The 20,360-nt window shown below is 50.1% G+C and carries 11 protein-coding genes; 10 read left to right on the top strand and 1 reads right to left on the bottom strand.

From position 1 onward, the window contains the following. Positions 1-184 precede the first annotated feature (184 nt). The 6 genes from NT073_RS32375 to NT073_RS32350 all read left to right on the top strand — a co-directional run bounded on the left by NT073_RS32375 (position 185) and on the right by NT073_RS32350 (position 9,479). Positions 185-1,045 (top strand): MBL fold metallo-hydrolase, encoded by an 861-nt coding sequence (locus NT073_RS32375; RefSeq protein ID WP_297382361.1) that lies wholly within the window; start codon positions 185-187, stop codon positions 1,043-1,045. A gap of 98 nt (positions 1,046-1,143) precedes the next feature. After that, entirely contained in the window at positions 1,144-1,923 is a 780-nt protein-coding gene (locus tag NT073_RS32370) for a patatin-like phospholipase family protein (protein WP_297382359.1), read from the top strand. A 377-nt stretch (positions 1,924-2,300) separates the two neighbouring features. After that, the gene (locus tag NT073_RS32365) at positions 2,301-5,606 is read left to right on the top strand and encodes a SusC/RagA family TonB-linked outer membrane protein (RefSeq protein ID WP_297382357.1); all 3,306 of its coding nucleotides are present in this window, start codon (positions 2,301-2,303) and stop codon (positions 5,604-5,606) included. Between the two features lie 63 nt (positions 5,607-5,669). Further along, positions 5,670-7,397: a SusD/RagB family nutrient-binding outer membrane lipoprotein gene (locus NT073_RS32360; RefSeq protein WP_297382353.1), complete on the top strand. Its 1,728-nt coding sequence runs from the start codon at positions 5,670-5,672 to the stop codon at positions 7,395-7,397. 70 nt (positions 7,398-7,467) lie between these two features. Further along, positions 7,468-8,160, top strand: a complete 693-nt coding sequence (locus tag NT073_RS32355; protein WP_297382352.1) for a hypothetical protein — start codon at positions 7,468-7,470, stop codon at positions 8,158-8,160. A 71-nt stretch (positions 8,161-8,231) separates the two neighbouring features. Beyond that, positions 8,232-9,479: a hypothetical protein gene (locus NT073_RS32350; protein ID WP_297382351.1), complete on the top strand. Its 1,248-nt coding sequence runs from the start codon at positions 8,232-8,234 to the stop codon at positions 9,477-9,479. Positions 9,480-9,487: 8 nt separating this feature from the next. On the opposite strand, the gene NT073_RS32345 is transcribed toward NT073_RS32350, so the two are convergent. Continuing rightward, complete coding sequence (locus tag NT073_RS32345; RefSeq protein WP_297382350.1) at positions 9,488-10,102, bottom strand: redoxin domain-containing protein; 615 nt, start codon at positions 10,100-10,102, stop codon at positions 9,488-9,490. Positions 10,103-10,652: 550 nt separating this feature from the next. On the opposite strand from NT073_RS32345, the gene NT073_RS32340 reads away from it, so the two are divergent. The 4 genes from NT073_RS32340 to NT073_RS32325 all read left to right on the top strand — a co-directional run bounded on the left by NT073_RS32340 (position 10,653) and on the right by NT073_RS32325 (position 20,296). Beyond that, positions 10,653-13,844, top strand: a complete 3,192-nt coding sequence (locus NT073_RS32340; RefSeq protein ID WP_297382348.1) for a SusC/RagA family TonB-linked outer membrane protein — start codon at positions 10,653-10,655, stop codon at positions 13,842-13,844. 24 nt (positions 13,845-13,868) lie between these two features. Next, positions 13,869-15,497 carry a RagB/SusD family nutrient uptake outer membrane protein gene (locus NT073_RS32335; RefSeq protein WP_297382346.1) on the top strand — a complete coding sequence of 543 codons (1,629 nt, stop codon included), beginning with the start codon at positions 13,869-13,871 and terminating at the stop codon, positions 15,495-15,497. Between the two features lie 372 nt (positions 15,498-15,869). Further along, positions 15,870-18,911, top strand: coding sequence for a TonB-dependent receptor (locus NT073_RS32330; protein ID WP_297382344.1), 3,042 nt, complete (start codon positions 15,870-15,872; stop codon positions 18,909-18,911). Between the two features lie 11 nt (positions 18,912-18,922). Continuing rightward, positions 18,923-20,296: a RagB/SusD family nutrient uptake outer membrane protein gene (locus tag NT073_RS32325; protein WP_297382343.1), complete on the top strand. Its 1,374-nt coding sequence runs from the start codon at positions 18,923-18,925 to the stop codon at positions 20,294-20,296. Positions 20,297-20,360: the final 64 nt, after the last annotated feature.

Genomic DNA, 20,360 nt, shown 5'->3' with positions numbered 1-20,360 from the left:
CGTTGAACGTATTTTTTTGCCAAAAAGTAACCGGACACATATTGCGGTTCAGAAAGCTGATCGTCAACGTGTTCCAGGGCTACTACAGACTATGCACCGTATATGGAGTAGGCGATAGAGCCACGCGAAGGAATGCATTTTTCGGCAATTAGCGGAAAAGTATAACTTGCCGAAAATCTCGTATATGACTATCAGACCCATTGATATTGGCCCCTTTAAACTGGACGGAGGGGCCATGTTTGGCGTTGTGCCAAAAACCATCTGGCAAAAACAATGCCCTGCCGATGACCGTAACCTTTGCGACTGGGCTTTACGCTGTTTACTCGTTGAAAACGGCAATCGGCTCATGCTCGTCGATACGGGTACAGGCGATAAGCAGGATGCTAAATTTTTTGGATTTTATGACTTGCCCAACGGAAAAACATTAACGGGTGCAGTTGAGCAGGCCGGTTACTCCGTAAACGACGTGACCGATGTGTTATTGACTCATCTGCATTTCGATCACGCGGGCGGGGCCGTCCGGTACGCCGATGCGGGGCGTACAACGCTCGAAGCGACCTTTCCGCAAGCCACCTACTGGAGTCATAGCGGGCAGTGGGACTGGGCCGAGAACCCCAACCCCCGCGAACGGGCCACCTATCTGCGCGAGAACTTTATGCCGTTGCAGGCCAATGGACAGCTTCGCTTTACGGACAAGGAAGACCTGCAATTACCCGGCGTTGAGCTACTATATATGGATGGGCACACCGAAAAAATGACGCTGCCCTTATTGCAACTTACAGGAAGTACGGGTCAGCCGCGCACCGTTGTATTTTGCGCGGATCTGATTCCGTCGGTCGCCCACGTGCCCGTTCCCTATGTAATGGGCTACGATGTCCGGCCATTGCTGACCATGGATGAGAAAACACAGTTTCTCAACCGGGCTGTCGATGAAGACTGGTTGCTGGTTTTTGACCACGACCCCGTTTATGAAGCGGCTACGGTTGAACGCACCGAAAAAGGAATCCGGGTAAAAGACAAAGGAACCCTGACAGAACTGCTGTAGTGCGGACGGTCGGCCGTTGCCGTGGAAACCTGCGTTACAAACCAAACCAGTATACGTACCGTTATCAAACCGGTTGTTGTTTATCCAGTCGTTGACTTATGAAAATAGGGTTAGTATTATCAGGGGGAGGAGCGCGGGGTATTGCCCATCTGGGTATTATCAAGGCCCTTCAGGAAATGGGGATACAGTTCGACCAGCTGGCCGGTACCAGCGCCGGTGCCATTGCCGGTGCGCTGCTGGCCCAGGGTTATACGCCCGACGAAAGCCTGAAAATCATCGAATCATCGTCTTTTATGCGTCATCTGCGGCCCGCCTGGAACCGCATGGGACTATTACGGCTGGATAACGTAGTTGAGCTTTATAAGAAATACATTCCCCACGATACGTTCGAAGGGTTGAAGATTCCGCTGCATGTTGTCGCCGTCGATCTGAACGCTGGCGAACAGGTGGTGTTCGAGACGGGTGAACTTATTCGCCCTGTTCTGGCCTCGTGCTGCCTGCCGGGTATTTTTGAGCCTATGCTTATTCATAAACGGCAATTTGTAGATGGGGGGGTACTCAATAACTTACCCGTCGATGTAATCGAGAATAAAGTCGACTTTGTGATTGGTTCGCATTGCAACGTGCTGGGACCGAGAAAGCCAATTACGTCGATGCGCGGGGTTATTGAGCGGAGTTTGGTACTGGCTGTGCAAAGTAAAACGCGAGATCGGTTTGCCAAGTGCAATGTGCTCATCGAACCTCCGCAACTAGCGCAGTATACAACAACAGATATCAGTAAAGCCAGAGAGCTGTTTCGAATCGGCTACCAATATACTCGATCTATGGCTGCTGAGATCAATAGATCGTTAGGTAAGCCGACGCTGGAAACATTATAGATTATACAATAGAAAGGTTAAAAATGCTGGACTACATAGTTCAGCATTTTTTGTTTGAAGTGTTCGAGGAAAAAATATAAAGTTCTAATGATAGAAATGAAATCATTAAACTTTATTGGAAGCCATATTTCAGTGTATATACTATTGCAAAGTCATACTGTTTTATTTGTTTAAGTATAAATACGGTCATTTAACACAATTTTAATGCTGTAATAGATTGAATAGAGCCTATAAAAACAGAATAATATTTTGATATTAAATACTATATATTATTTATAATATGTAGTACTGCTTATAAGGAAAATTTTGATAACTGTGGCGCTTGATATACTTTTGCCGAAAGTACTCATTTCTTAACTTACTAAACAGCTTTATTTATGAGGAAAATTTTACTGATGAGCTTACTTCTGGTATGCTCATTCTGGCTTCCAGCCTGGGCTCAGGAGCGAACAATTACAGGAAAAGTGCAAGCCGCTGAAGATGGTAGTCCTTTACCGGGTGTATCTGTTGTACTGAAGGGTTTGGCGCGAGGTACGAACACCGATGTGAACGGTAAGTATTCGCTAAGTGTCCCTGCGAAAGGGGGAACGCTGGTATTCAGCTTTGTTGGATCGGCTTCGCAGGAAATAGAAATTGGCAACCGTACTACTATTGACGTTAAACTGGCCAATGATGCCAAGCAGTTGGGCGAAGTCGTTGTAACGGCTTTGGGACAGCAGCGGGATAAAAAAGCGCTGGCATATGCCGTCTCCAACGTAAAAGGAGATGTGCTTCAGCAACGGTCGGAGCCGGATCCACTACGGGCCCTGTCGGGTAAAGTGCCAGGGGTGAACATCACCGCTGGTAACGGAGCACCGGGTGCGGGTACACGCATTACCATCCGGGGTAATAACTCCTTTACGGGCAACAACCAGCCGCTGTTTGTTGTCGATGGTATTCCCTTCGATAACTCGGTAAACACGCCCCAAAACGGTAGCCAGGGGTATAACACAAATACGGTAACGACAAACCGGGCTTACGACATCGATCCGAACAACATCGAAGCCATGACCGTATTGAAAGGTGCCGCTGCATCGGCTCTATATGGCTCACGGGCTGCCAATGGCGTAATTGTGATCACGACCAAAGCGGGTAGCAAATCGGCACGGAAGGGTCTTGAGATCAACTTCAACTCGTCGTACTCCGTCGAAAATGTATCAACGGTTCCGGATTATCAGGACACGTATACGCAGGGTTCTAACCAGACCTACAACGGTGGGTTTATCGGAAACTGGGGAACCGTTTTCCCCGCAGAGGTTGATCGCATCAATGCAACTTTGGGTTTTGAGCGATATTCTAAAGTAGTCGATCCGGATTATCCGGCGGGTACCATTCCTCACCCACTGGTCGACGCAACAGTTCCTTACGGTGCTGCACGTTACCAAACAGCTTTCCCCGAATTACTACAGGCAAATGGCCGGGGTATTGCCGTGCCACTCGTACCTCACGACATCATCGGCGGCTTTTTCAAGACCGGTAAAGTGATGGAAAATGGCATTCAGATCAACTCGACCGGCGATAAGACGTCGCTGAACGCTTCGGTTTCGAAGACCCGCAACGATGGTATCATCCCGAATTCGTTCACAGACCGTACAACGCTGAGCTTTGGTGGTACTGCTCAACTTACCAACGGTATCAACGTAGGGGGGAGCGTAGCCTATACGAACACCAATCAGCAAAGCCCACAGTCGGGAGCTGGTTATTATGCTGACTACGGCGGACTGGCTTCTGCCGGTTCTATCTACAGCCGTTTGTTTTATCTACCCCGTAACTACGACCTGAACAGCTATCCGTTTGAAAACCCCGTAGACGGCTCGAACGTATTCTACCGGGCGCTGGACAACCCGCTTTGGACGGCTAAGTACAACCTTTACAACTCCGCTGTAAACCGGATTTACGGAAACATGACGTTGAGCTATGACATTACGCCCTGGCTGAACTTTACCGCTCGTGGTGGTATCAACACCTACTCCGAAACGCGTAAAAATGTCCTCCGTCCCGGTGGCTCGTTTTCTCCGCTCGGTGCAGTATCCCGGCAGGATCTGACCAAGACGGAAATCGATTTTACCTTCCTGGCTACGGCACAGCATGATTTTTCGGAAAAAATCAATGCCAAATTGCTCGTTGGTTTCAACCCGAACCAGCGCAGCTACACCGAATCTGCTATCGCTGGCGCACCCGTTATTGATCCGAACATTCTGACAATTGGCGGTACGCTAAACCAGACCGCGGCCGATTATCGGAACCAGCGCCGGTTATATGGAATTTTTAGTGAGTTGACACTGGGCTACGGTAACTTCCTGTTCCTGACGGCTTCGGTTCGGAATGACCAGTCATCGACGTTGCCAGCCAGTAACAACAGCTACTATTATCCGGCCGTATCTGGTTCGTTCGTCTTTACCGATGTCCTGAACCTACCCAAGAATATTATCAATCTTGGTAAACTCCGGGCCAACTACGCCAAAGTGGGTAAGGATGCCGATCCCTATCAGGTATTTACGGCCTATAACCTCGGACGTACGTTCTACAACGGCACCGCCATATCAACGGCCACGCTGCCCAGCCAGTTGAACAACCTCAATCTGAAGCCTGAGTTTACATCGGAAGTAGAATTAGGTACTGAACTTCAGTTTTTCAACAACCGGATTGGCATTGACGCGGCTTATTTTGATCGTGTATCGACCGACCTGATCGTTACCCGGGAGCTACCCCGCACATCAGGCTTTGCTACCGAAATAACCAACGCCGGTAAAATCTCCAACAAAGGGTGGGAATTAGGACTGACATTTGTTCCGCTACGGATGGCCAATGGCCTGACCTGGACGTCTTACTTCGCTTATACGAGTATCAAGTCAAAAGTTGAAGATGCGGGTCCGGGTGGTGAAATCTTCATTGGTGGTACCGGCCTCACGTCGCTGGGAACCATTTTCCGGAATGGCCTGCCTTACGGCCAAATCATTGGATCGAAAAACGCCCGCGACGATGCCGGTAACCTGCTGATCAACCCAAGCACGGGTTTGCCCATTCGGGCTGCCAAGTCAGACATCATTGGCGACCCGAATACGAAATACCAGGTGGGCTGGACCAACACGGTAAACTTTAAAAATTTCTCGCTGAGCGTATTGATGGATTACAAAGCCGGTGGAAGCCTGTTCTCCAGCACGGCAGCCTCGCTGCTGTTGCGTGGCCAGCTCAAGAACTCCGAAGATCGTGAAGGGATGCGGGTAATTCCGGGTGTACTGGGTGATCCGGCGACCTACAAGCCACTTGTCGGTGATAATGGTCAGCCGATTAAAAATACCATCGCCATGTCGGCCTTCCAATATCACTTTACGGATGGCTATGGTGCCTACGGTGCTGACGAAGTAAACATCTACGACGCTACGGTTGTACGCCTGCGGGAAGTATCGCTGGGCTATAGCGTACCCAAGGCTTTCCTGAAGCGGTATGCGAAAGTATTTGGTAGCCTCCGTATGTCGGTATCAGGTCGTAACCTGTGGTTCTATGCACCCAACATGCTGAAAGGGCTGAACTTCGACCCTGAAGTACTGTCCAACTTCGCCGATTCGAACATCCAGGGCTTTGACCTGGGCGCTTCGCCCTCGACACGCCGTTTTGGTATCAACCTCAATGCTTCATTCTAACTACGGTCAGGGCGATTTGTCTACTAAATCGCTCTCATTATAAATTCTAACTAAGCAGTTACAATGATTAATACTAAAAATAGTATCAGGACGCTGGCACTGGCTGGATTTATGAGCATAGTCAGTGCGTGTAGCTATACCGACCTGGATATCAATACAGATCCTAACAAACCAGCATCCGGTTCTTTGGGTCTACTGTTGCCCGTAGCGGAGAATGCGGCCCGTGATGCGTTCACGAGTGTCAATAGCAGTGCTATGGGCTTTGCGGGACTCTGGAATTCCAACGATTCTTACAACCTGAGCAACACCAGCTTCCAGGGAACCTGGAATGATGCTTACCGAAACATGCAGAGCATTGAAGAAATGCTGCGGGCGACGGAAGACGGTAAGAATCCGCGCTATCGGGGTATTGCCCTGGTGCTCAAGGCTTACTCGATGGGTAATTTTGTGGATATGTTTGGCGATATGCCGTACACTGAAGCCTGGAAAGGAAATACGGCTCAACCAAATACATCGCCTGTATTCGATAAGGATGCTGCCATTTATGAGGATCTGCTTAAACTGTGCGATCAGGCCATTGTGGAATTGGCTAAGCCTCAGCCAGTTGCGGTAATAAACGACTACATGGGTGGGGGTAATGCCACTACCTGGACACGGATTGCAAGAACGGTGAAGCTGCGTTTGTTGCTTACCTCACGCAAAGGCCGTACCAATGGCAATGCCGAATTAAAGGCGGCTTTCGATGCGGGCGGATTTATTTCAACCCCTGCGCAGAACTGGTCTTACCTGTATTCCAAGCAGATCTCGCCCGAACGGAACACCCACCCCTGGTTTATTACCTACACCGGAACCTCGGACCCAACCTACATCAACCACCAGTTGATGGGCGAAATGATGCTGAACAAAGATCCACGTCTGCCTTTCTACTTCTACCGGCAAACATCACGGATTCTGGACCAGAATAACCCAACCGACCGGGGTACTACGCCTTTCGGCGGATCGTACCTGCCGCTTCGGGCTTCATTCCTGGATGAATACAAGAACGCATTTGGTATCACGGGCGCCATTCCTGCTGCTGATCTGGCTTATATCGCCGGTTACTTCGGACGGGATCGTGCCGACGTATCGGGTGCTGCTGCCGATGGTCCACTACGGACTGCCCCTGGTACCTATCCGGCGGGTGGTGTGTATTCTGACCGGACTGTGCCTGCTGTAGCCCTCACGGGCCAGGCATCGCTGAACTTCGGTGGTGACGGACTGTGGCCGCTGATCCATAGCTGGAACACCAAGTACTATCAGGTGGAAGCTATTCTGGACGGAACAGGCGTAACGGGTGACCCTAAGGCGCTCTTTGAAGCAGCCATGCGTGAGCAGATTGCCGTGGTTGTCGCTCAGGGTCTTAAATCAGATCCTACCCGGGCCAAAGCACCCGCGCAGACCGAAATTGATGCCTATGTGAAAGCATGGCTGGACCTGTATGATGCAGCTACGTCTGCCCAGTCTAAACTGAACGTGGTGGCCAAGCAGATCTGGTTCTGTTCATGGGGACAGGGCATGGATATGTGGAACCTGCAACGCCGGACGGGCTACCCCATTCAAAGCCAGTTTAAACAATTCTCAGTAGGGATTCAGGCGCCGATTTCGAAGCCACCCCGTCAGTATGCGTTGCGCTTACCCTATCCGCAGTCTGAAGGTGCGCTGAATCCGAATGCAGCTAAATACGTTTCCGACGTGATTTTCGACCGGGATCCGATTTTCTGGGACAAGGTAAAAGTTAAGTGGGAGTACTAGGAAAATCATAGCCACTGGCTACGAACATGCCTAAGCACGTAGCCGGTGGATTAACCAGATAACGACAGCAATGAAACAACTATTTTTATATTCATTAACGGCGGCAGTTATGCTGCTGGTCGGTTGCCAGGATGAGTCACTTAACCCAAACAAACCCTGGGAGCCAGGTGTACACGCCCTGGGTGTTTTTGACGGAGTAGCCGAAACCGCTAAAGCCAATTTTGCGGCCAATGCCAGAAACTTTCCGCTTACGGGGCAGGATGCGTCAAAAATTGACTTCAAAATCCGTTGGGTGTCGCTTGATAATAAGCTCACTGTGAGTAAGATCGTTATCAAGGTAGATATGATCGAGTCGTACACTGACCCTGACGGAAACCCAAAGACAGTATCGCTGGGTGGCGGAGGTAAAATAGTGAAAACGATTGACGCTCCCACGGCGAACCGCCAGTGGAATGCGTTTAGCCTTTCTCCTGCCGATATCTATACGCTCTACAAAGATGCTACCGTCAAATACGACAAGGTAAACGCAGTGAAGGTATTTGAAAACCCTGCCCGTCCCCGCCCCGCTGGCGCTCGTTTGCAGGGCGCACAGGTGGTAGGTGGTAAAACCGTTGCAACTGCCGATGCGTTTGTGATTACCTGGGAGCTTACAACGACTGATGGCCTGGTGTTTAAAGTGTGGAACGAAGACAGTATCTGCCTCGATCCAACGCCGGTATCACAGGCTAACTCCAATTGCCGCCTGAATTTCACCGTGCGGTAATAACGCCACCAGTTCAATGACTAGCAGCAGCGGGTTAGCCCGCTGCTGCTATTTTTGTATATTCGAATCCAATGAAGAAGGGGCCATTTGAAATCGCATTGCTTTGGCTGTTGACAGCTCCTTGGCTGCTGGCACAGACCCCCACATATACAGCCAATATTCAGCCAATTCTTGCTCAGCACTGTGCACCCTGCCACCACCCCGGCGGGTTAGGACCGTTTAGCCTGCTGACTTACGAAGACGTAGCCAAACGAGGTAAGTTTATTGCCAAAGTCACCCAGATTCGATACATGCCGCCTTTCCCGGCTGACCGCCAGTTTCAGCATTATTCCAACGAGCGGGGCCTGTCAGAAACCGAGATAAGTACCATTCAGGCCTGGGTGCAGGGGGGCATGGTACAGGGCAAAGGGGTACGGGTAAGGGATAACAGGGTGAAAGAAAGGGCAACTCAGGCCGACCCCAATGCCCGAACACCCGATCTTGTGCTTCGTATGAAGCCTTACAATATTAAAGGCGACGTGCAGGAGGATTTTCGGTATTTTCACGTACCCATGGGCTTAACGCAGGATGTTTGGGTAGAAGCCATTGAGTTTGTGCCTGGTAACCGTAAGTTACTCCACCACAGTCGGCTAATGATCGACTCTACGGGCACGATGGCCGGTATTGACGGCATAACTGAAGAGGACTCTCGCTTGCAGGAATTTCAGAAAACACCGCTGGCCGACGAATTTCTGTATGGGTGGGTGCCGGGTAATGACCGGGTAACATTTCCAGCTGGAGCCGCCAAGCTAATTCGGGCGGGCAGCGACCTGATTCTTAATATACACTATTCCCCGTCGGCAAAGGCCGATCAGGACCAGTCTGAAGTGCGGTTGTATTATGCACGGAAACCAGTGGAACGGGTCGTAAAAACACTGACTCTTACAGAGAATAACGTGACCAATCAACCCTTTCAACTGCCTGCCAATACAAAGCCGACGTTTTTTATGAATTACGGCCCGCTACCTGACACCGTCCGGCTTCTATCCGTTTTACCCCACATGCATCGATTGGGAAAGTCGGTTCGGGCGTTTGCCATTACCCCCGATGGGGATGTGATTAATCTGATAAAAATTGATGCCTGGGATTATAACTGGCAACTGTCTTACTTCTTTCAAACCCCGCTTGTGTTGCCTAAAGGGGCCACCATCATTGCCGAAGCCAGTTACGACAACACCGACCAGAACCCACTCAATCCAAACCGGCCTGCCCGAACGGTGGGCTACGGGTGGAACTCGACCGATGAAATGATGAATCTGGTCTTCTATTACATAAAGTAGCGACTTCGTTAGTTCAATAAACAGCCAACAACCTCTGTTCGGGCTGTTGTAACGGCCTGATTGGCCAGCAGCGCGTCCAAGGCTTGCTGAAGATAAGCACTCGTCATATGGGGGCGGTGTTTGCCCAGCGAAATATACCAATCATCGATAGCGCCCTGGTATCGTACGGTGCCATTTGCTTGCATGACCACTACTTCGGGCGTAGCACGTACCCGAAATTGTCGGGCCAGTTGCGCGCCACCATCCGGGCGGCCAGCAAAGGGAAGGCCATATTCGGAACGGAATCGTTTGATCCGTTGGGGCGAATCAGTAGACAGAGGGAACATGGCTACAAATCGAACCCCCACTGGGCTATACCGCTGATGCAGCTTTTCCAATGTCCGAACGTATTGCTGACTAATAGGGCATTCGGTGCTAAGAAAGGCATAAACCGTTATCCGTGATGAAGCGGGCTTTAACTGGATAAACAGCAGAAGAATCAAGCCTATCCCTGACAGACCTTTAAGGCTCCAACAACTCTTTTCGCGCGATATTCGTGCGATTACACCAGGTTGGATAGCCTGATAAATCCAGCGGCTGTAAAACGAATCCAAGCCCTTTGCCGACTGGCTTAAATTACTCATACCCGTCTATTTGTCTACAAATTAAAGGCAATATACTTATTATAAATGAGTCAGCTATCAGTCTGGCTATCGATCTACAACGCATACAAATACCCCAATCACGTATTCAATACCGTTCTTCTCTATCTGGAGTAGTACAGCCAAAAACTGTATAATTTCAAGAATACGCGTATGCACATATAAATAAAACAAATAGTTAAAATGATATTAAAAATTTGTACAAAATAATGAAGATTAATGTTGGTAGGGTCATGCTTTTTTGTGAAGATTTTAGCACTATAAAAAGTAAACGTTATAATATTTGAGTATATCGTTATACTATGTTAGAATTACTCATATACATATTGTTTCGATTTTGCTAAAAATGGAATAATGTTTACGATTAAAATTATCTTTTATAGTAATAAGTAGCAAAATATAATTTTGTTTTATTCGCCATGTGGCATACTTTAAATTAACTTTGATCAAGTGGGGCTAATTTCTTATTGAATTATTTTGATATTAGTTTTGTGGTTAAGAACTTCTTTTTAACCTAACAAACAACATCTAAATGAGTAGAATTCTAATATTGAGTTTGCTGTTGGTAGGCTCGATCTGGTCTACAGCGTGGGCTCAGGAACGGAGAGTAGTCGGCAAGGTTACGTCGGCAGAGGATGGGTCCGCTTTACCCGGTGTTTCGGTGGTAGTAAAGGGATCGACAAAGGGAACAACCACGGATGCCAGCGGTATTTATACCCTTACAGTTCCCTCCGGAAAAGGGACAATTCTGGTATACAGCTTTGTAGGTGTTACCACACAGGAAGTTAAACTCGGTAGTGAATCGGAAGTGAATGTGAGCCTGGTGTCGGACTCGCGTCAACTGTCGGAAGTCGTGGTAACGGGGGTTGGGGTGGCTACCTCAAAAACCAAGTTAGGTATTGCCGTGGAATCTGTATCGGCGAAAGACCTTCCGGCTGCACCAACGGCTTCGATCGATCAGGCTCTGGTTGGTAAAATTGCCGGTGCTCAGATCGTGAGTGCCAATGGTACACCCGGCTCAAAAGCCAATATTCTGCTGCGGGGTATCAATACAATTAACCGGGGTACATCGCCAATTGTCTTGATGGATGGTGTGCAGGTGGGTTCTACCGACATCAACAGCCTGGATCTGAGTACAATTGAACGGGTTGAAGTTATCCAGGGTGCGGCTGCCGGTACACTTTACGGAGCGCAGGGTGCCAATGGCGTTATTCAATTGTTCAGCAAGCGGGGTAAAGATGGCCCGGCTCAGATCAGCTTCTCAAACAGCTATGCCAGCAACACATACATTAACAAAGGTGGTGTGGCCCAGGCCGATAAGCACGCGTTTGTAACGGATGCCAGCAACAACGTAATTGGTGTATCTGGTAAGCCCCTTGCCTTCGATCCGGCTACCAGCACCTGGAGCGAAAACGTACAGTACAATGCTCTGGATGTAAACAGCCAGGCCAACAAGCCGTACGACCAGAACCTGAAGTTCTACGATTATTACAAGATGTTTTTCCGGCCTTCGGAAACAATCAACAACTCGTTGAACATTTCGGGCGGAAGTGGTAAAGCTGATTACAGCATCACGGCATCCAATAGCTACCAGTCGACCATTCTGAAAAACAATGGAGCCTTTAATCGGAGCAACCTGGTTAGCAACATTGGGATGACCCTTGCCAAGAATTTAACCTTGCGCAGCATATCCCAACTAGTATACACCAAGAACACGATCAATACCTACGACCGGGCTGTCTGGTACGATATTAACAACACTCGTCCGTTCGACAATTACGATTACGTCGATCCGGACGGAAATTATGCCGCTTATTTTGGTAGCGCGTCGGGCGTAAACGGGTACAACCCGAACTACCGTCTTCAATACCGCAACCACGCCGACAACAAGGTAGACGTTATTCAAAGCGTTGAACTGGATTACAAACCCATCAAATATCTGGACCTGAACGCCCGGTATGGTTTAAATTACACGCAGGAAGGCGAACGCTACACATATGGTAATCAGACGTTGAATCGGAATATTGTCGCCAACGGAGCCGGTTATGCTACTTCGCTGAACGCCAGTGACGCCAAAGGGGAAATCTCGACCTACGATTACAAAACCGTATTTCAGAACTTCCTGGCCAGTGCCTTCATCAAAACGGATTTTCAGGAAGATTTTAAGCTGAATATCCCCATTCGGACATCAACGCAAATCTCGTTCGACTATCGGAAAAACAATTACAAGGAATTCGATACCTATGCGCTTGGCGTACCTACCTACAACCCCTATACAGCCGCTCAGGCCAGTACTTACCGGGTTTCGCTTGACAACAGCACGCCCTTCGTAACCTACGGATACCTGATCAACCAGCATATCGAATACGGCGAACTGCTGGGTGTTACCGCCGGTTTCCGTTCCGATTATTCATCAGCATTCGGACGTGGGTCGACGCCGTTTACCTTCCCGCACGCCGATGGATATATACGCCCTTCGTCGCTTACGTTCTGGCAGAATAGCGCATTGGGTACGTATGTGCCTGAGTTCAAACTGCGGGCGGCTTACGGTCAGGCGGGTATTCAGCCCCGGCCATTCGACCGGTACGTAACGCTGGGTACGCGTACGTTCGGAGCTAACAACGTGTTTTATAACACCGTTACACAAAGCAACCCGGATCTGGGCGTAGAGGTGTCGAAAGAACTTGAACTTGGAACAGACTTCACGATTAAAGGCGGCAACGGCGATTGGCTCCGCAAGCTGAACTTCTCGTTCAGCTACTGGGATCGTTCCACCGACAATGCGATCTACAACGTGAACTCGGCTCCATCTACGGGTATCGGAACGGTTAAGGACAATGCCTTCTCACTATCGTCTAAAGGAACGCAGTTCTCCTTAAATGCAACTGTGTATCGGGGCCGCAGCTTTACCTGGAATTTCACAACGAACTTTGGCCACCAGAGCTCGCAGATCGACGCCGTAAAAGGTAATCAGCAGATCGTTGTGACGTCCAGTGCCGGCAGCACCAACTACGTGCTGAAAGCCGGTCAGAAAATTGGTCAACTGTTCGGATTCTTGGCTATTCACAGCCTCGATCAGGTGTTGCCCGATGGCACGCCCGCCATTGCCGAAAGTGCCAAAGCCAACTACGAAGTGGCCAGCAATGGCTACGTGGTTAATAAAACAACTAAGCAGCCTCTGTTTAGCTCGGCTCAGTACAGCTTTGGCGACCCGAATCCTACGTTTGTATCGTCGTTCATCAACGATATTTCGTTCCGCGACATCGTGACGCTGAACTTCCAGTTTGACTGGACGCAGGGCAGCCACATCTACAACCAGACGAAAGAATGGATGTACCGCGATGGTATCCATAAGGATTACACCAATCCGATCACGATCAACGGGCAAACGGGTGCCTGGACGGCCTTCTATCGGGGTGTTTATCAGGCGGGTGCCAACAACGGAACGAAGGATTACTTCTACGAAGATGCTTCGTTTGTACGGCTTCGGAACGTGGCGCTGGGTGTAGAGTTGACCAAGCTCATCAAGTTGCCGATGCGCCGTTTGCAGGTTGTCTTCAGCGGTCGTAATGTGCTCACGTTCACGAAGTATACAGGATTTGATCCTGAGGTAAGCTCCGGTCAGACAACGGGTAACGAAAGTTCGGCATGGGATCGGGGTACGGACCATAACACGACGCCAAACAACCGTTCGTATCAGGTTTCTCTCAATTTTGGCTTCTAATTTTTTATCAGCACGAACAACTTCATGAAACGATATATAAAAACAACAATCCTGTCTCTGGCGCTGGTTAGCCTGCTTGGCGCCTGCAAGGAGCAACTGGATGTCAAAAATCCTAACCAGCCTACGCCGGCCAGTGCCTCGACCGAAACGGGCGTTATTGCCCTGGCCCAGGGTAGTGTGTACATCAACGGATTCAGAGACGGCATCAAATACAGCGATGGTATTCCGGGCTATTTCTGGACCGGTGCCGTCGGGTTCCATGAACTGATGGGCGATGTAGTGGGCGAAGAAGCCGCTAACGTGTATGGTAATCAGATTGGTATGCCCGACATGGTAACGCTGGACGATGGTACGAAGGTGGCCAACCCAAGTGCCATCAATACCCAGCTCGCCCTGCTGCGGACTGTTAACACTAACGCCAATGCCGGTGCAAACCCGTTATTCTACGAGTGGGGGTACATGTACAACCTGAACAACGCCATGAACAACGTGATTGACATCGTTAATTCAACTACGTTTTCGGGTACGTCGGCGGCTGCTAAAAAGAACACCGTTCTGGCCTGGGCTTACTGGTGGAAAGGCTATGCCTATTCGCGCATTGGGTCTATTTATTACGCAGGGTTGATCAATGATAAGACGGGTGCTACCAACGCCAACTATGTGGCCAAAGAGAAAATCATTGCTGAAGCCAACAAAAACCTCGACCAGGCCGCTACGCTATTGACGACACTGGGTACTGACGCGGCTTATACGGCAACGATCACGGCGCTGGTTCCTCAGTTCAATCAGGTGGGTAAAGGTGTTCCGCCAACAACGGATATGTGGAAACGGAGCATCAACACGCTCAAAGCCCGCAACATTATGGTAAATACAACGGCCGCTACCATGACGCCTGCACAATGGGGCCAGATTCTGACTCTGACTAACGATGGTCTGAAATCGACGGATAACGTATTTACCGGTCGCTCGACCGATAACGCCGATTTTATCTCCAGCGTTAACGGCAGCATGGCCGCTAAATCGACGGGAACGCCGGGTACGGTTACCTACAAAATCAGCGAGCGCCTGATCCAGGATTTCCCGGCTGGCGACAAGCGGTTAACTAACAACTTTACCCAATTGGCTGCTCCGGCCTTGTTCAACTCCGACCGGGGTAACTCGTTTAACACCCGCTGGCAGTTGGTGAGTGGTGGTAAAGGACAAGCCGGTGTTGTTGTGCTGAGCAACCTTACCGTTGGCGCGTATGAGCTGTATCTGGCAGGTACCTACGAAGAAAACGAACTGATGAAGGCCGAGGCTAAACTCTACACGGGCGACATTGCCGGTGCCCTGGCTTCGATTGATGCGGTTCGTTCGTTTCAGGGGGCTGGCTTAGCTCCTCTGAGCGGGCTGACGCTCGATGCTGCCAAGGAAGAACTTCGCAAAGAGCGTCGGGTAGCCCTGGTTTTTCGCGGACTTTCGTTCTACGATGCCCGTCGTTGGGAAGTGATCTCGAAAGGCCGTACCGGTGCCGTTGTTGTTGACAAAGCTGGTAAAGTGAATACGAATGCAACTATTACGTATAACTTCCTCGATTACTGGGACGTACCCGATAATGAGCTGGTCTACAACCCGGCAGCTGCAGGAAGTGCACCCGTAAGAAATCCAAAGTAACAACCTGTAGTTGATGGTAAAGCGAGGCTCCCCGGAAAACCGGGGAGCCTCGCTGCGTATAGAGTAAAAACTGCCGTTCAAAAAATATTGTCACTGAGTATATATAATGCATCAGATCGAGCGTTTTTCACGTACCGAAGAGTAAATGATTTGCTGAAAGGCAGATAACGCAGGACGATATTTTACCCTGCCACCTGAATCGCCTGTTGAAAGAAACGGCGTCTGCTCTTACTGGTTTAAAACTATTGAGTTCATGGAATAATGGTGTATTTTCATGTAAAAAATAGTAGCTTGCCAGTAGTTTTCGGCTGTCATTTTCCTGTAAATACGTAGTTCAATCTCAAAAGCTTTTGCCTAGCGTATAACCTATACATGAGAAAATTTTGTGGTACTATTTTGGGGCTGGCGCTGCTGGTTCTGCTGCCGGGTTATCTGTTTGCTCAGCAGCTGCGTATAACGGGTAGAGTAACATCACAGCAAGATGGACTGCCGATACCTGGCGTTAACATCTCCGTTCGGGGAACAACAAACGGGGTTAGCACCGATGCCAATGGTAATTACACGATCACGGTTCCGGGCAGTTCGGCTGTGCTTCTGTTTACTTCAATCGGATTGGTGCAGCAGGAAATAACCGTGGGCAACCGTACCGTTATTAACGTGCCCATGCAGGAAGCCGTTAATGAACTGAGCCAGGTGGTCGTTACGGGCTATAACACAACTCAGCGAAAAGACATTACCGGTTCCATTGCCTCGGTCTCTCCCGATAAATTCAAAGATATCCCCGTTGCCAGTTTCGACCAGGCCCTGCAAGGGCAGGCGGCCGGTGTTCAGGTGACGCAGTCGTCGGGTACGCCGGGTGGCGGACTCACCGTGCGCGTTCGGGGCAATACGTCCATATCAGCCAGTAACCGCCCGCTGTTTATTGTCGATGGCGTACCTATCGAAGATGGAGGAAGTACTGGTTTATCGGGCCGTGATTTTGGTGGACAAACGGATAATGCCTTTGCCCTTCTCAATCCGAACGACATCGAATCCATGCAGGTATTGAAAGATGCCTCGGCTAAGGCCATTTATGGATCACGGGCGGCCAATGGTGTGGTACTCATCACCACAAAACGGGGGAAAGCCCAAAAAACCAGCTTTACGGCCGATGTTCAGCGCGGAATAACGGACGTTGTGAAGCGGCCGAATCTACTTAATTCGGTCGAGCTGCTGGAGCTACAGCGCGAAGCCATTACCAATGCCGGACTGGACCCCGATAAGCTGGGTCTGATTAAAGGCGTTACCGATGGTCAGAATACAGACTGGATAGATGCTGTACTTCGCAAAGGGGTTTATCAGCAATACCAGTTATCGACCCAGGGGGGTAACGACCGTACGCAGTTTTACCTCAGCGGCAGCTACCGCGATGAGCAGGGTGTACAGTTGAACAACCAGTTTACCCGCTTAACCGGCCAGTTGAAACTGGATCATAAAGCTACAGATAAACTATCCTTTGGTACCAACCTGACCCTATCCAGGGCTCTCAACAAGCGGGTGAAAGGCGATAATTTTCTGGATGGGGTTTATTCCGGCGCCATAAAAAGTCTGCCCTACTATTCGCCTTATAATGAGCAAGGGCGACTCTACGGCCCCGCCGACGCCGAATATGCGGGTTTTCCTAACTTTAACCCGGTGGCTCAGGCTGTGTTGCCGCGGTTTAATGCGTACACGGTGAAAATACTGGCGGGCCTGTATGCCGAATACGAAATCCTCCAAAACCTCCGCTTTCGATCGAAAGTAAATATTGACTACAACAACGTAACCGAAGATCAGTTTGAACCGTCGACAACGGCCATCGGTGGCTACCTGCCCAGCGTGGGCTATCAGGGGTATGGGGTTTTTATCAACCAGTCATACTCTACGTTTGTTAATACCAACACGCTGACTTATAATTTTCAGCTAGCCGAGAAACACCAGTTCAATGTGCTGGCAGGTTTTGAACTGCTTCAACATACCTTGCGGGATGGCAATGTTCAGGGTCGGTTATTTCCCAGCGATGACTTTACCTACATAAATTCAGCAGGTATCGTCGATCAGGGCGGCTCCTCCGTAACGAACAACGGGCTATTATCGACCTTTGGTGAAGTCCGCTACAGTTATGATGAAAAGTATCTGGCGACGATTACTGCCCGCTACGATGGCTCGTCGCGTTTTGGGCAGAGTCGCCGGTTTGGGGTGTTTCCATCAGCCTCCTTTGCCTGGCGTATTTCGAGCGAGAAGTTCATGGAGCGCTTCCGGTTCCTGAGCGACCTGAAATTACGGACGAGCTACGGCTTTACGGGCAACGAGCGCATCGGCGATTTTCAGTTTCTGGGCACCTGGTCATCGGTTACCTATAGTGGCGCAACAGGGGTAGGGCCAACCAGGCTGGCCAATGCAAACCTGCAGTGGGAACGCACCCGTGAAGCGAACATCGGTCTGGATGCTTCCTTCTTCAACGGTCGATTCAATATAATCCTCGATGCGTATGACAACCTCACGGATAAGCTCCTGTTTGCCCAGCCGATCCCGCAAACCACTGGCTTCAGCACCGTGCAGGGCAACATCGGGAAAGTATCCAACAAAGGTTTGGAACTAACCATTTCGACGGTGAACGTCAATAAGGCTGTTCGCTGGAGTACGGATTTAAACCTGTCCCATAATGTGAACAAAGTGGTGGAGCTGGCCAGTGCAGAGCCGGTTTTTCGGGGGTATCAGGGCAATGGCGTTTCCAATACCAACGTCGTGTTACCCGGCCAGCCGCTGGGAACATTCTGGGGGCTTAAATTTCTGGGGGTTGACCCCGCCACCGGCGATGCTATTTATGACGACAAGAATGGTGATGGGCGCATTACCCCCGCCGATGGACAAGTCATTGGCAATGCCCAGCCCAAAGTGTACGGCGGGTTGACCAACAAGGTCTCCTGGAAAGGCATCGACCTGAGCGCGCTGCTCCAATTCTCGTACGGCAACAGTATCCTGAATTTATCCAATGAAACACTGCTCAACTCTGGTGCCGACATTCAGAATAACCAGACACGGCAAGCACTCAAACGCTGGCGCAAAGAGGGTGACATCACGAGCGTACCCCGTTACGAATATCAGAATACATATAATAACTACACCAGCAGCCGGTTTGTGGAAGACGGGTCTTACCTGCGGCTGAAAAACGTGTCCCTAGGCTATAATATTCCCAAGACCTGGATCAATAAATACAAGGTGGCCAACGCCCGTCTGTACGTCTCGGCTACGAACATCCTGACCTGGAGCCGGTATTCTGGCGCGGACCCGGAAGTAAGCACACTTGATGGGTCTACTACGGCGCAGGGCATTGACTTTTTTACCTTCCCTCAGATCAAAACGGTATTGGTAGGGGCAACCCTTAGCTTTTAATTTGCTTTACGATGATTCGCTTTCTACGATATAGCCTATTGATTACACTGGTCAGCCTGGGAGCCTGTCAGGAGGTGCTGGAACCTAAACCGGTTACCCTGCTCGTCGATGAACTGGTGCTGAACGAACCCAATGATGTGCAGCCGGTACGGATTGGTTTATACAGTGCGTTTCGGGGTATGGCTTCGCCTACTATCATAGCCGGAGACTTTACCGCCGATTACATCCAGGCAAACGGTACGTTTACGGATAATATCGAGTTCGGTACCAAACGAATTACAGCCACCAATGGAGCCGTGGATGCCCTTTGGGAGGGCATTTATAACACGGTATACGTAGCCAATTTTATACAGGAGCGGCTGCCTGCTGTAGCTAATGTGTCCGAAGCTACCCGCAAGCAAGTGCTGGCCGAAGCCCGTTTTCTGCGGGGTTGGGCCAACTTCATCGGGGCTTATACATTTGGCGATATTCCTAAGGTGACCTCCACTAACCAGGTGGCCAATACGACGATTACCCGCACGTCAAAAGCGGATATTCTGGCTTCTGTTCTGGCCGATTATCAGGCAGCGCTGACCGATCTGCCTAATGTAACCTCGGCTTCGACGAATGCAACGACCAATGCCGCTTACATCAACAAGATCAACTGCCAGGCAGCAATGGCCCGCTTTTACCTGTACCAGAAAAACTGGACACAGGCTGAGCAACTGGCTACCGTTGTGATTGGCTCAGGCGTGTATTCGCTGCAAACCAATTACTCAGACCTTGTTACGAAAGACTTTACCAATGAAGCAATCATTGAAGTAGGCTATACCCTGACAGATGATCCTGGCACAGGAGCTTACAGCCTGAACAACCTGCTGGTTGGTCGGCGGGAAGTCATTCCATCCAACCAGCTTGTTAGCTCGCTCCTCTCTGCCGAGTCTGGTACCCGCAGTGAAACCATTACCTTCAACGCCCAGCAGCAACGGGGAAATGATAATGGCTGGACGGTGCGGAAATACGGAACGGCGTCGGAAGACAATAACAACATTGTACTAATTCGGCTGGCCGAAATGTACCTGATCCGGGCCGAAGCAAGAGCGCAGCAGGGTAAACTGACGGGTGCATCGGGGGCTGTTGCTGACCTCAACGTACTCCGTACCCGGGCAAAAGCACCAGCCATAACGGCAGCCGCCCAGGCAGATGTACTCCTCGCCGTAGAGCGGGAACGGGTATATGAACTGGCGTTTGAGGGCCATCGCTGGTATGATCTGGTCCGGACGGGCCGGGCGCAGGCCGTGATGTCGGCGTTCTCACCCAACTGGAACAGCCGCTTTGAACTCTGGCCGATACCACAGCGGGAAATTCAGCAAAACACAGCCTTAACCCAAAATCCGGGCTATTGATTGGTTATTGTTATAAGGTAATTTGTTGATCGACAGTTGACAGTGCTGGAAATGGTAGAAAACT

The sequence above is a fragment of the Spirosoma sp. genome (assembly GCF_026391055.1).
Lineage (GTDB): Bacteria > Bacteroidota > Bacteroidia > Cytophagales > Spirosomataceae > Spirosoma.
The sequence above is the reverse complement of the archived record's forward strand: the minus strand, read 5'-3'. Positions and strand labels throughout refer to the sequence as shown.